Source organism: Paenibacillus chibensis (assembly GCF_004001045.1).
Classification (GTDB): Bacteria; Bacillota; Bacilli; order Paenibacillales; family Paenibacillaceae; genus Paenibacillus_AQ; species Paenibacillus_AQ chibensis.
This window is the reverse complement of record NZ_BIMK01000040.1, coordinates 1-13331: the sequence shown is the minus strand read 5'-3', so window position 1 is coordinate 13331 and position 13331 is coordinate 1. Positions and strand designations below refer to the sequence as shown.

Genomic DNA, 13331 nt, shown 5'->3' with positions numbered 1-13331 from the left:
GGGATCGTCCCGGTGATCCTTGTCATCGATATCGGGAACACCAACATTGTGCTGGGCATCTACAAGGGGCGCGAGCTCCTGCATCATTTCCGTCTCAGCACCGTTCGGCAGTCTACAGCGGATGAGTATGGTGTTTGGTTTCACAACTTGTTCCACATGTCCGGGATCCCGGTTTCGGATATCCGCGGGGTTATCATGTCCTCCGTGGTCCCGCCGATGGTGCATGTCATCGAGGAGATGTGCCGCAAATATATTCATAAACAGCCGCTCATGGTTGGGCCTGGCATCAAAACGGGGCTGAATCTCCGCTACGAGAACCCGCGCGAGGTTGGCGCGGATCGGATCGTTAACGCGGTGGCCGCCGTCGATCTGTACAAAGGACCGCTGGTGGTGGTGGATTTCGGCACTGCAACCACGTTTGACTGCATTGATGAAAAAGGGGCTTATCTTGGCGGCGCCATCGTGCCGGGAATCGGGATTGCGACCGAGGCTCTGGTGGAACGGGCGTCCAAGCTGCCGCGTATTGAGCTGGAGAAGCCTAAAAAGGTCATCGGCCGCAATACGGTGCATGCGATGCAGGCAGGCATTATTTTCGGATATGCCGGGCAGGTGGACGGTATCGTGAAGCGCATGAAGCAGGAGATGAACGCTCCCCATCTTAAGGTCGTTGCCACGGGAGGCCTGGCGGAGCTTATTGCAAGCGAAACCGAAGCGATCGATGAAGTGAATCCGCTGTTGACCCTGGAAGGTCTGCGGATTATTTATGAACGCAACAGTTAAAACTTCTGTGGCTAACTGAGGCCCATGCTTGTGCTTAAGCACCAGGCTGAGGCATGTTTTTCTTTTGTATTTTGGAAACAATAGGGGAAAGAGCAGTGAATGACACCTGCGATTTCGGTTAAATAGAGAGCAAGGGAGGCTGGATACGACATGGAAAATAAACAAGATTGCCTCATTCGAGGCACCGCAATGAACGGACGCGTCCGGGCCTTCGCCGTAAGAACGACCGTGCTTGTCGAAGAGCTTCGCAGACGGCATGATACCTGGCCGACCGCTACGGCAGCCCTGGGACGCACGCTGACGGCGGGCGCGATGATGGGCGCGATGCTGAAGGGTGAGGAGAGACTGACGATTCAGGTGAAGGGCAATGGCCCGCTCGGTCAAATCGTCGTCGATGCGAACGCCAAAGGCGAAGTGCGGGGCTACGTGAATGAGCCGCATGTGCATCTGCCCAGCAACAGCAAGGGGAAGCTGGATGTCGCGGGAGCAGTGGGCCGAGAAGGATTTTTGCACGTGACCAAGGATTTGGGATTGAAAGACCCTTACCGCGGCAGCATTCCCATCATCTCCGGTGAGCTCGGTGAGGATTTTACGTACTACTTCGCGGTGTCGGAGCAGACGCCTTCGGCAGTGGGGCTTGGCGTACTCGTCGCTCCGGACAATTCCGTCATTGTAGCGGGAGGCTTTATCGTGCAGATCCTCCCGGGTCTCAGCGAAGAGGAGCTTACGATGATTGAGCAGGCTGTCGGGGCTATGCCGCCGGTCACGTCGCTGCTGGATCAAGGTCTGGAGCTTGACGAAATGCTGCGCCGGCTGCTTCCGGATGTGGAAATCCTGGAGCAGATGGATATCAGCTTCCAATGCCACTGCTCGCGGGAACGGGTGGAGCAGACGCTGGTCAGCTTGGGCAAAAGCGAGCTGGAGCAGTTGATTGAAGAGGATGGGCAGGCGGAAGTCGTGTGCCATTTTTGCAATGAGAAATATACGTTTGAAAAAGAAGAGCTGCAGCAGATCCTGAATAAAGCGATTCATTAAGGCACGGTACAAGAAGATGATGACCAGACAAGATAAGGCGCTGTGGGCGGCAGTCATCATTTTGACGGCCGGCGTACTGCTGATGGGAAGCCTGATTATCATCCGCGGACTGAAGCCGGCGGGTGACGTGCATGAGCCGGAAGAAGAGCAAAGCGGCCGGGATGCGGTGGCATCCTTTGACGGACAAGCCATCACGGAAGACGAGTGGGTGAACGAACTGAAGCGTGCGCGCGGACATGAGGTGCTGCTGCAAATGCTGAATCAGAAGGCGGTTGCCGCGGAGGCAAGGTCGCTGCGGATTCAGGTCACACCGGAGGAAATTGCGGAAAAGATCCGGTCTGACGCCGCGGGTTATGAATCGGAGGACGCTTACCTCCAGGAAATGTCGACACAGCTTGGCATGACGGCCGGGGATATACGAGCTGATGCGGCTTATCAGCTGACCCTCGAAAAGATCGCCATTGCGGGCATCCATATCCGGGATGAAGAGATCGACCGCTATATGGAGCAGCATAAGGAAGAGTTCGAGCCGAAGAAGCAGTACGATTTGGCCTGGATCAAGGTGAAAAGCCGCAAGGAAGCGAATCGGACCTTGGATCGCCTCGAGCAGGGCGAGGATTTCGGCAAGCTGGCCGAAGAGCTTTCCCTGGACGAGTACACGCGCATGCAGGGTGGAAGACTGGGCATGATCGATGAGGATGATCCTTTCGTGCAAGGAGAGCTGCTCGATGCAGCCAAAGACCTCGAAGCCGGCGATATTGCCGGCCCGATTCAGCTGAGGGACGACGGATATGCCGTCATGCAGGTGCGGGATATCGTGAAGACCGGAGAGCTCAGCGAAGCCGAGATCCGCGCCCGCGTGAGCAAGCAGCTTGCCTTGAACGAAGCGGTGCTGCTGACGCAGCTGGAAGCCGAATTGCGGGACAAGTACGGAGCCAAACTGATAGCCAAAGGCACTCCTTAAACGAGGTTCCAGTGCCGAATGGATTAGACAAACCTTTGCTTTTGGATCACCATCCGGAAAAGCGGGGTTTGTTTTTTTGGCAAGTCACTTCAGCGAAAGAATCCCTTAAGAACAGCGGGGTTCATATTGACATTCGCAGGGAAGGTTGATAAGATAAAGGTACTAAATACCCACTTAATTACTCGGATATAAACCTTTAAACAGCCAGATATACCATCTGAATTCGTATAGATTCACACTTGATTATTACAGTGAAAAAGGGAGGATTTTTTCTATGGCTAAAGTCGTTAACAATGTTACTGAACTCATCGGTAGTACTCCGCTTGTCCGTCTGAACCGTCTGGTATCGGAAGATAGCGCCGAAATTTATTTGAAGCTCGAATACCAAAACCCGGGTTCCAGCGTCAAAGACCGGATCGCCATCAGCATCGTGGAAGAAGCGGAAAAGGACGGCACGCTGAAACCGGGCGGAACGATCGTTGAAGCAACAAGCGGCAATACCGGTATTGGCCTGGCCATGGTTGCTGCGGCGAAGGGCTACAAAGCCGTCATCGTAATGCCGGAAACGATGAGCTTGGAACGCCGCAATCTGCTTCGTGCTTATGGAGCGGAGCTCGTGCTTACACCGGGAGCGGAGGGCATGAATGGCGCGGTTAAAAAAGCGGAGGAAATCGTGCGCGAGAACGATGGCTATTTCATGGCCGAGCAGTTCAAGAATCCGGCCAACCTGAAAATTCATAAGGAAACGACAGGTCCGGAAATCGTGGAAGCGATCGAATCCATCGGCGGTACGCTGGACGCTTTCGTGGCAGGGATCGGTACGGGCGGTACGATTTCCGGTGCGGGCGAAGTTCTGAAGCAGAGCTTTCCGGACGTCAAAATCGTAGCGGTAGAGCCAGCAGCCTCCCCGATTCTTGCCGGTGGCAAACCAGGTCCTCACAAAATCCAGGGACTTGGCGCGAACTTCATCCCTGACATTCTGAATCGTGAAATTTACGATGAAATCATTCACGTGGAAAATGACGAAGCCTTTGAAACGGCACGCCGCGTCGCGAAAGAAGAAGGCGTTCTGGCGGGCATTTCCTCCGGCGCTGCGGTATTTGCCGCATTGAAGGTTGCCAAGGAGCTTGGAAAAGGCAAACGCGTCGTCGTGATTATCCCAAGTAACGGAGAACGTTACCTGAGCACGCCTCTTTACAATTTTGAAGGATAAGACGACGGGACCTAAGCGTTCCCGGAGTCATCTGATTATGATTCTCGCCCCTGCTGCCGTTTCTATGGCAGCAGGTTTTTTTCTGCATTTTAGCCGGCTTTTGAAAAAAACTTGGAAATGTCTTTTCAAATAGGCTGCGGGCGAAGTATACTGACAACCAATAGAGAGCTCTTGCTGTAAAGGGGATGAAGAATGTGACAGGCGACAACAGGATCACACTTAAACATTGGCAAAGGTGGACCCAGCAGGGCTGCTCGGCGCTTCCGTTCGTGCTCGAAACGAAGCTGCCCGAGGAGGCTCCAGGTTTGCCGGCCTCGTGGGCAGATGCCTGGGAGCAGGCGGCTGCACATTCCTTTGTCCTCGAAAACGGCAAGGATGGACGGTATACGTATTTGGGCCTTGAGCCTGTATCGGTGTTAAAAGGCAAGGGAGATCAGGCCGAAATCAGCGCATTGCCGGCGGGGAGTACGGAGCATACGACCGGAGCACCGCTCGAGATCATCAAGCGGTGGATGGAGCCGTTCAAGGCTCCATCATCCCAGGATCTGACGGCGGTTTTAGCCGGGCTACCTCCATTTCTTGGCGGCTGTGTCGGATTTATAGGCTACGACGTAGTCCGGTTTCTCGAGTCCCTGCCCGACAGTGCAGCAGACGACCCTGATATTCCCGATTATCTCTGGATGCGGATGAATGAAGTGTGGATTTATGACCATGCAGAGTGCAAGCTGATCTGCGCCGTGTACTGTCAGGTCGATGATCCGGATTCGGCCGAGCTGGAGCTTCGTTACAGCGCCGCTTGGGATCAGGCACAGTCCATGCTGGAGCAATGGCGTCAATTTACCAGTCGAATGCAGGCCGAACGGGCTGAAGAGCGGTTTGTTCGGCAAAAATACATGGCAGAGGCTCAATCCAGGCATGACGAGGGGCAGTGGCCCGGCATGAGAAGCGCATTCTCGCAGTCAGCGTTCGAGCAGGCCGTGTCCCGCATTCAGGCTTATATCCGGCAGGGTGACGTGTTCCAGGTGAACCTGTCGCTCCGTCAGGAGCGGGAGCTTCAGTCGGAGCCGGAGCGCATCTATGAATGGCTGCGGATACTGAATCCGTCCCCTTACATGGGACTGCTCCGATCGCCGGGCTTCAGCCTGGTGAGCGCTTCGCCCGAGCTGCTGGTGAAGCGTCAGGGAGACCTTATCAGCGCCCGGCCGATTGCCGGCACGCGCCGCCGCGGGCATACGCCAGAGGAGGATGAAGCCATGGCCGGAGAGCTTCTCGGCAGTGAGAAGGAGCGGGCGGAGCATGTCATGCTCGTGGATCTGGAGCGCAACGATATCGGCAAGGTGGCCGCCTATGGTACCGTGAAGGTACCTGAGCTGATGACCATCGAGCATTACTCGCATGTCATGCATCTGGTCTCCCAGGTGGAAGGCCGTTTGGCTGAAGAAAAGGGAGCTTTTGACGTCATTGCGGCGCTGTTCCCCGGCGGAACGATTACGGGAGCGCCGAAAGTGCGCACGATGGAAATCATCGAGGAGCTGGAGCCGGTAAGGCGCGGGCCATATACAGGCTCGATGGGCTGGATTGACTACAACGGGAATTTAGAATTAAATATTATCATAAGAACACTGGTCGTTAAGGATGGAACGGGCATGATTCAGACCGGCGCCGGCGTCGTCATCGATTCGGAGCCGTACCGCGAATATCGCGAATGCCATAACAAAGCCAAAGCCATCGTCAAGGCCGTCCTGCTGAGCGAAGAGGAAGCGGCTGCCGACATGAACCGGCATGAAGAGGAGATGAGCGTATGATTCTGGTCATCGATAATTATGATTCTTTTACGTATAACCTGGTGCAGTACCTCGGGGAGCTGGGGGAAGAAGTGAAGGTATTCCGCAATGACGAAATCGATATTCAAGGGATCGAAGCGCTTGCGCCGGACCATATTCTGATCTCTCCGGGACCCTGTACGCCAAATGAAGCGGGAATCAGCCTGGAAACGATCGAGCATTTCAAAGGAAAGATTCCGATTTTCGGCGTCTGCCTAGGCCATCAGGCCATCGGTCAGGCGTTTGGCGGCCAGGTGGTTCGCGCGGAGCGGCTGATGCACGGCAAGACCTCGCCGATACTCCACAATGGGACCTCCGTGTTCGAAGGGCTGCCGTCCCCATTTACGGCGACGCGGTATCATTCCCTGCTGGTAGAGCGCAGCACGCTGCCTGAATGCCTCGAAATTACGGCAGAGACGGAAGAAGGCGAAATCATGGGACTGCGCCATAAGGAGTTTCTGGTGGAGGGCGTCCAGTTTCATCCGGAGTCGATCATTACCGATCACGGACACCAGATGCTTCGCAACTTCCTGAAGCGGACCGAAGCGACGAACGTATGAAATGGATTTGCCTGAACGGTCAATGTATTGATGCTGCTGAAGCCGTGGTATCCGTTATGGATCACGGCTTTTTATACGGCATGGGCTTGTTTGAAACCTTCCGGACCTACAAAGGCAGACCGTTTCTGCTGGAACGGCACCTGAATCGGCTCGCTGCCGGATGTGCGGCGCTGGGAATCGAGACGTCGTCTTTGCCCGGTCCCGATGAACTGCGGTTGTTGATCGAACAATTGATGAAGGCGAACGAATTGGAAGAGGCTTATATCAGGTACACGGTCAGCGCGGGCGAGGATATCCTTGGCCTGCCGGCAGGGATGTACAGCCAGCCCAATCAGATCCTGATGGCCAAGCCGCTGCCGATGGCGCCGGATCGGCTGTACACGCATGGCAAAGCGCTGCAGCTGCTTACCACCCGCCGCAATTCGCCCGAAGGTCCTGTGCGTCTGAAGTCGCTTCATTATATGAATAACATTTTGGCGAAAAGGGAGCTTTCCACCTATCCTGAGGCCGTCCGTCTTCATGCGGAAGGATTGATGCTGAATGCGGACGGGTATTTGTCCGAAGGGATGGTAAGCAATCTTTTCTTCGTAAAACATCGCCGCATTTACACGCCCGATACCTCCTGTGGCCTGCTCCCCGGCATCACGCGCGGGTTCTGTATGGAGCTGGCGCATGGGGAAGGGTTAAGCTGCGAGGAGGGCTTTTATACGTGGGAGGATTTGATGCACGCGGATGAAATCTGGCTGACCACCTCGGTCCAGGAGCTCGTCCCCGTGACGACGTTAATCGATGCTTCGGGATACGCGGCAGTCATCGGCGACGGCCGGATCGGCCCCGTGACGGAGAGGCTGCTTCAACTATACCGGCAGCATACAGGAGGTTATCATGAGAACGACCATTTATGAGCGGACCTATACGATGGGAGAAGCCGTGCTGGAGCTAGGAACATCCACGAAAATCATGGGGATTCTGAATGTCACGCCCGATTCCTTCTCGGATGGGGGCCGGTACATCGATCCCCGGCAAGCAGTAGAGCATGCCCTGCAGATGATGCGGGACGGGGCAGATCTGATTGACATCGGAGGCGAATCCACGCGACCCGGCTATGAGCCCATCAGTGCCGAGGAAGAGCTGCGGCGGATTATTCCGGTCATTGAGGCTCTTCATCAAGCGGCTCCGCATATTCCGATCTCGGTGGACACCTATAAAGCGGAGGTTGCCCGTCATGCCATTTCAGCCGGAGCCCACATCATGAACGATATCTGGGGCGGCAAAAAAGACCCGGACATGCTGAAGGCTGCAGCAGAGCTCGGCTGCCCGATTATTTTGATGCATAACAGGAAAGATATGAACTACCGGGATTTCGCGGCTGATGTGGTGGAGGATTTGAAGGAAAGCGTTCGGTTGGCGCATGAGGCCGGCGTGCAGGACAGCCAAATCATCCTGGATCCGGGGGTCGGGTTTGCCAAGAACGGAACGGAAAATCTGCAGATCATGACGCAGCTCGACCGGCTGGTCGATATCGGATATCCGGTGCTGCTCGCGACATCGCGCAAGAAATTCATTCGGGCCGTGCTGGACCTGCCGGTGGATGACATTGTCGAAGGTACGGCTGCGACCGTCGCTTTCGGCATCGCGCAGGGGTGCCAGATGGTACGCGTGCATGACGTGAAGTCAATCAAACGGACCGTCACGATGTGCGACGCGATGCTGTATGCATCCGAGAGCACGAGACGGATACGTTCTTAAATCGAAGATTATCGGATAATCAAGCTCCGAACGCGGACGGAAGGGATGACGGAAATATGGATAAAATGAAGCTGCATCGCATGGAATATTACGGGTACCATGGCGTATTTGAAGAGGAGCGTAAGCTGGGCCAACGCTTTTATATCGATCTGGAGCTGGAGCTTGATTTGCGGGCTGCCGGGGAGCATGACGATCTGACGCAAACGGTAAATTATGCCGAAGTGCATGAAGTTGTGAAAAAAGTCGTTGAGACCGAGTCTTTCCGCCTGATCGAGGCTTTGGCCGAACGTATTGCATCCTGTTTACTGGACACTTATACTAATATCGATGCATTAACGGTCCAAGTGACCAAACCGCACCCTCCCTTTGACATCCATTTTCAGGGCGTCACCGTGGAGCTTTACAGAACAAGAAAGTGAGAACCCATCATGAATGCACATTCCACCTCTGAGTCATCAGAGGCTTATATTGCTTTAGGGGCCAATTTGGGTGACCGCGAGGATACGCTCATGGAGGCGCTGCGGCGCCTGGACGCAACCCCCGGTGTTACCGTCCTGGAATGCTCGAATATTTACGAGACCGAGCCTGTCGGCTATGTGGACCAGCCGCTGTTTTTGAATATGGCGGTGCGGATTCGCACGAACCTTGATCCGTACGGGCTGCTGCATGTGATGCAGCACATCGAGAAGGAACTCGGAAGAGTACGTCATATCCATTGGGGCCCAAGAACCGTCGATCTGGATTTGATCTGGATGGAAGGGCGGAAAGAGAATACGGAAGAATTGATTTTGCCTCATCCCCGCATGGACGAACGCTTATTTGTGCTGGTCCCTTTGAAGGACATCGTCCCCGCGGATGAGCCTTCCGGTTTACGCACGGTCATGATTGCTTCTATGGAAAGACTGGATGGAAAGGAAGGATTACAGCTTTGGAAAACTTGCAGCTGGCACAGCGCATCCGCGCCTTCCGGAAACTAAAGGGATTTACGCAGCAGGAACTATCGGCCGGGTGCGGCATCTCGCTGGCGGTGCTCGGTGCCATTGAACGGGGGAACCGGCGCGCTGACGAGCAGACGCTTGCGAAAATTGCCGAGGTGTTGAATATTACAGTCCGGGAGCTTACTAACGAATAACATGAGGCACGGTTTTTATATAGGAATAGACATGAATTGAAAGGGAGCGAATAGACTACATGCTGAAAATCGGCGGTATTGAAATGAAGAACCAGGTCGTTCTGGCTCCGATGGCAGGCGTATGCAATCCAGCCTTCCGGCTGATCGCCAAGGAATTCGGAACGGGACTCGTTTGCGCCGAGATGGTCAGCGGTAAGGCGATTGTCCATGGGAACCAGCGTACACAGGAAATGCTTTTTGTCGATGAGCGCGAAAAGCCGCTGAGCCTGCAGATTTTTGGAGGGGACCGCCATTCGCTGGTCGAAGCCGCAAAAGTGGTCGATACGCAGACCAACGCGGACATTATCGACATCAACATGGGCTGCCCTGCGCCCAAGGTAACCAAAATCGATGCCGGTGCCCGCTGGCTGCTGGATTCGAACAAAATTTACGAAATGGTAGCGGCGGTGGTCGATGCCGTGGATAAGCCGGTAACGGTGAAAATGCGTACGGGCTGGGACAGCGACCATATCTATGCCATCGAGAACGCGCAGGCGGTTGAGCGTGCTGGTGGCCAAGCGGTCAGCGTTCACGGCCGTACCCGCGAGCAGCTGTATACCGGACATGCCGATTGGGATATGATAAAGCAGGTCAAAGAGGCGGTTTCCATTCCCGTGATTGGTAACGGTGACGTGGTGACGCCGGAGGATGCGCGCCGGATGCTGGATCAAACCGGAGTGGACGGCGTCATGATCGGCCGCGGAGCCTTGGGAAACCCGTGGATGCTGTATCGAACGATCGAATATTTGAAGACCGGCGAGCTGTTGCCCGATCCGAGCGCGGAAGAGAAAATCCGCATTGCCATTTTGCATATGGACCGTCTGATTGCCCTGAGAGGTGAAGCGGTAGCCGTGCGCGAAATGCGCAAGCATATGGCCTGGTACCTCAAAGGCCTTCGAGGTTCCGCCCGCATCAAGGACGAGATTATGGAAGGAACCAAGCGGGATGAAATGGTTCGAATTTTGCAGGAATTTGTGGCGAGTTTGCATGAACGCGAGGAGCGGGAAGTGCAAGAAATGGAACAGGCTGCCGCTTCCCAATAATGCCCATGTGCATCCACTGGAGGGTGCGATTGACATTTTGAAATGCTTACCATATAATTTTTCAGTATAAATTCGACTTATCCTTAAAACAGCAGAGGGATGTTCTGATCCTTCAAACTTTGCATAAATATAGATTGATCTAAAGCTAACATGGTAGTTCACTCTATAATCGTGTAGTTTTAAATTTATTTACATGACAGGAGAATCGGTTAAGATGAGCGATAAAGAAGTCATTCTGACACAGGACGGACTCAAAAAGCTGGAAGACGAACTCGAGAACCTGAAATCAGTCAAACGGCGCGAGGTTGCGGAACGGATTAAAGTAGCCATCGGCTACGGGGATATCAGCGAAAACTCGGAATACGAAGATGCCAAGAACGAGCAGGCTTTTATTGAAGGGCGCATCATTACCCTGGAAAAAATGCTTCGCAACGCGCGCATTATCAACAACGACGAAATCAATACGGATATTGTCGGTGTCGGCGCAACGGTCATCGTGAAGGATCTGGAGTACGGCGATACCATGGAGTACACCATTGTGGGTACGGCTGAATCCGATCCCCTTAACAATAAAATTTCGAACGAAAGCCCGGTTGGCAAAGCGATTTTGGGCAAGCAAAAAGGTACTACGGTGGACGTTAACGTTCCTGCTGGCGTCATCCAATACAAAATTATCGATATCAAAAAGTAAGATCCGTCTTTAGGATTGTTAGAAAGCTTCCTTTAGGAAGCTTTTTTTTCAGATATAATGGAATGTAGCGCAGTGCGGCTGAGTCTTTCTTTGATTCAATCGATGCTAGACCCCTGTAACGTGATTGGCGGCAGGCAGTGAGATAGAAGGAGTGACAATTTAAAATGTCGGAAGAAACAAACAACCACGAACAAGAAATTGAACTTAGCGAGATGCTGCAGATTCGCCGCGGCAAATTGGACGAGCTTCGCAGCTTGGGCATTGATCCTTTCGGTAAAAAATACGACCGGACGCATCATGCGGGCGATCTGATCGCGAAGTACGACGGCATGACCAAAGAGGAGCTGGACGAGCAGCATGCGGAAGTTCGCGTAGCAGGCCGAATTATGGCAAAGCGCGGCATGGGCAAGGCTATTTTTGCCCATATCCAGGACCTCAGCGGTAAAATTCAAATCTATGTGCGCCAGGATTCCGTTCCTGAAGCAGCGTTTGAAGCCTTCCGTCTGCTGGATCTCGGAGATATTGTCGGCATCGCCGGCACCATGTTCAAAACCAAAACAGGCGAGACCACGATCAAAGCAAGCGAAGTCGAGGTTCTTTCCAAGTCTCTCTATCCGCTGCCTGACAAATATCACGGACTGAAGGATGTGGAGCTTCGCTACCGTCAGCGTTATGTCGATCTGATCATTAACCCTGAAGTGCAGCAAACCTTCATTACCCGTTCCCGGATCATCCAGTCGATGCGCCGTTATCTCGATTCGCAAGGTTATCTGGAAGTCGAAACGCCAACCCTGCATGCCATCGCAGGCGGCGCGGCGGCCAAGCCGTTCATTACGCATCATAATGCGCTGGACATGCAGCTTTACATGCGTATCGCAATCGAGCTGCATCTGAAACGCCTGATCGTCGGCGGGCTGGAGAAAGTATACGAAATCGGACGCGTATACCGTAATGAAGGCATTTCCACACGCCACAATCCGGAATTCACCATGATCGAGCTGTATGAAGCCTATGCGGATTATAAGGACATCATGAACCTGACCGAAAGCCTGATCGCGCATATCGCGCAGGAAGTGCTGGGAACTCAAGTCGTTAACTATCAAGGGCATGAGGTCAACCTGGCACCGGGATGGCGCCGCGTATCCATGGTGGATGCGGTTAAAGAAGTGAAGGGTGTCGATTTCGGCGTTCACATGACCGATGAAGAAGCACACCGTCTCGCCAAAGAGCATAACGTGAAAGTGGAGCCGCATATGACCTTCGGCCATATCCTGAATGCGTTCTTCGAGGAGTTCGTGGAAGAGACGCTGATTCAGCCGACCTTTGTGACCGGACATCCGGTTGAAATTTCGCCGCTGGCGAAGAAAAACGAGCAGGATCCGCGCTTCACGGACCGTTTCGAGCTGTTTGTCGTGGCGCGTGAGCATGCCAATGCCTTCAGCGAGCTGAACGACCCGATCGACCAGCGTCAACGTTTCGAAGCACAGATCAAAGAACGTGAGCAGGGCAATGACGAAGCGCATGAGATGGATGAGGACTTCCTTAATGCCCTGGAATACGGCATGCCGCCTACAGGCGGTCTGGGCATCGGTGTGGACCGTCTCGTGATGCTGTTGACCAATTCGCCGTCCATTCGCGACGTGCTGCTCTTCCCGCATATGAGAAACCGTACGCAGGAGTAGTATTCAGTTATAGCCTGACAGAGGCATTCCCTCTGTTATATAAAAGGAACAGCGTGGCTTGATCACGACTGTTCCTTTTTTGCGTTCAAAGCTGCTGACTACGATGGATGCTGAACTCATGGTCAGCGTGAAATCAGATGGCGATTACAAGGGGTGACAGCATCGCATAGAACATCATACCGTCCATTCGTGCAAAGAGGTCCATTCTAGACGGGGGGAGGGTGCTTACGAGTCCCACGGGGTACAGCCTTAATCGAGAAAGGAGAGGTTTGTTGTCGTATACCCTCCGCTAGAGGAACAGGGCTTGGCATGACCCGGTTTCAATAGATGAACCCATCTTGAATTGTAATTGGTCGCAAGGAACTGCATCGTATATGGAAGCGCAGATCGATGTGCTTGCATGGTGAGGAACCGAGCTGGTGTGTTCGAAGGGTTTTACACGTAATACGATATGAACATGCTTTTAAAACATTTTTCACAAAACACTTGCATACTCTCTGAATCCATGGTATATTATTATTCCGGCCAAGAAATGCAGTGAAAACTGCAAGGCAGCAAGCATATGACTTTGAAAATCCTGAAAAAAAGATTTCAAAAAAAGCTTGCAAAACTCGGTCGAA

General features: G+C 53.6%; 14 protein-coding genes. All 14 read left to right on the top strand.

Features of this window, described 5'->3' with window-relative positions; genetic code table 11:
- Positions 1–12: 12 nt before the first annotated feature.
- Entirely contained in the window at positions 13–780 is a 768-nt protein-coding gene (locus PCH05_RS23835; protein ID WP_127606623.1) for a type III pantothenate kinase, read from the top strand.
- 150 nt (positions 781–930) lie between these two features.
- Positions 931–1815 (top strand): Hsp33 family molecular chaperone HslO, encoded by an 885-nt coding sequence (gene hslO / locus PCH05_RS23830; RefSeq protein WP_127606621.1) that lies wholly within the window; start codon positions 931–933, stop codon positions 1813–1815.
- Between the two features lie 16 nt (positions 1816–1831).
- Entirely contained in the window at positions 1832–2779 is a 948-nt protein-coding gene (locus tag PCH05_RS23825) for a peptidyl-prolyl cis-trans isomerase (RefSeq protein ID WP_246049927.1), read from the top strand.
- Between the two features lie 274 nt (positions 2780–3053).
- The gene (gene cysK / locus PCH05_RS23820; protein ID WP_127606620.1) at positions 3054–3992 is read left to right on the top strand and encodes a cysteine synthase A; all 939 of its coding nucleotides are present in this window, start codon (positions 3054–3056) and stop codon (positions 3990–3992) included.
- Between the two features lie 194 nt (positions 3993–4186).
- Positions 4187–5797 (top strand): anthranilate synthase component I family protein, encoded by a 1611-nt coding sequence (locus tag PCH05_RS23815; RefSeq protein WP_371860581.1) that lies wholly within the window; start codon positions 4187–4189, stop codon positions 5795–5797.
- Entirely contained in the window at positions 5794–6375 is a 582-nt protein-coding gene (gene pabA / locus PCH05_RS23810) for an aminodeoxychorismate/anthranilate synthase component II (RefSeq protein WP_127606616.1), read from the top strand. Before PCH05_RS23815 ends, pabA begins: the two co-directional genes overlap by 4 nt.
- The gene (locus PCH05_RS23805) at positions 6372–7280 is read left to right on the top strand and encodes an aminotransferase class IV (RefSeq protein WP_127606614.1); all 909 of its coding nucleotides are present in this window, start codon (positions 6372–6374) and stop codon (positions 7278–7280) included. The genes pabA and PCH05_RS23805 overlap by 4 nt, the downstream gene beginning before the upstream one ends.
- Positions 7261–8124, top strand: coding sequence for a dihydropteroate synthase (gene folP, locus PCH05_RS23800; RefSeq protein WP_127606612.1), 864 nt, complete (start codon positions 7261–7263; stop codon positions 8122–8124). The genes PCH05_RS23805 and folP overlap by 20 nt, the downstream gene beginning before the upstream one ends.
- Positions 8125–8180: 56 nt before the next feature.
- Complete coding sequence (folB, locus tag PCH05_RS23795) at positions 8181–8543, top strand: dihydroneopterin aldolase (RefSeq protein ID WP_127606610.1); 363 nt, start codon at positions 8181–8183, stop codon at positions 8541–8543.
- Positions 8544–8552: 9 nt separating this feature from the next.
- Positions 8553–9101, top strand: a complete 549-nt coding sequence (gene folK / locus PCH05_RS23790; RefSeq protein WP_127606608.1) for a 2-amino-4-hydroxy-6-hydroxymethyldihydropteridine diphosphokinase — start codon at positions 8553–8555, stop codon at positions 9099–9101.
- Complete coding sequence (locus PCH05_RS23785; protein WP_127606606.1) at positions 9053–9256, top strand: helix-turn-helix domain-containing protein; 204 nt, start codon at positions 9053–9055, stop codon at positions 9254–9256. The genes folK and PCH05_RS23785 overlap by 49 nt, the downstream gene beginning before the upstream one ends.
- Positions 9257–9315: 59 nt before the next feature.
- On the top strand, positions 9316–10338 hold the full coding sequence (gene dusB / locus PCH05_RS23780) for a tRNA dihydrouridine synthase DusB (RefSeq protein ID WP_127606604.1): 1023 nt from the start codon (positions 9316–9318) through the stop codon (positions 10336–10338).
- 214 nt (positions 10339–10552) lie between these two features.
- Positions 10553–11029 carry a transcription elongation factor GreA gene (gene greA / locus PCH05_RS23775; protein ID WP_127606602.1) on the top strand — a complete coding sequence of 159 codons (477 nt, stop codon included), beginning with the start codon at positions 10553–10555 and terminating at the stop codon, positions 11027–11029.
- Positions 11030–11193: 164 nt separating this feature from the next.
- Complete coding sequence (gene lysS / locus PCH05_RS23770) at positions 11194–12711, top strand: lysine--tRNA ligase (RefSeq protein ID WP_127606600.1); 1518 nt, start codon at positions 11194–11196, stop codon at positions 12709–12711.
- Positions 12712–13331: the final 620 nt, after the last annotated feature.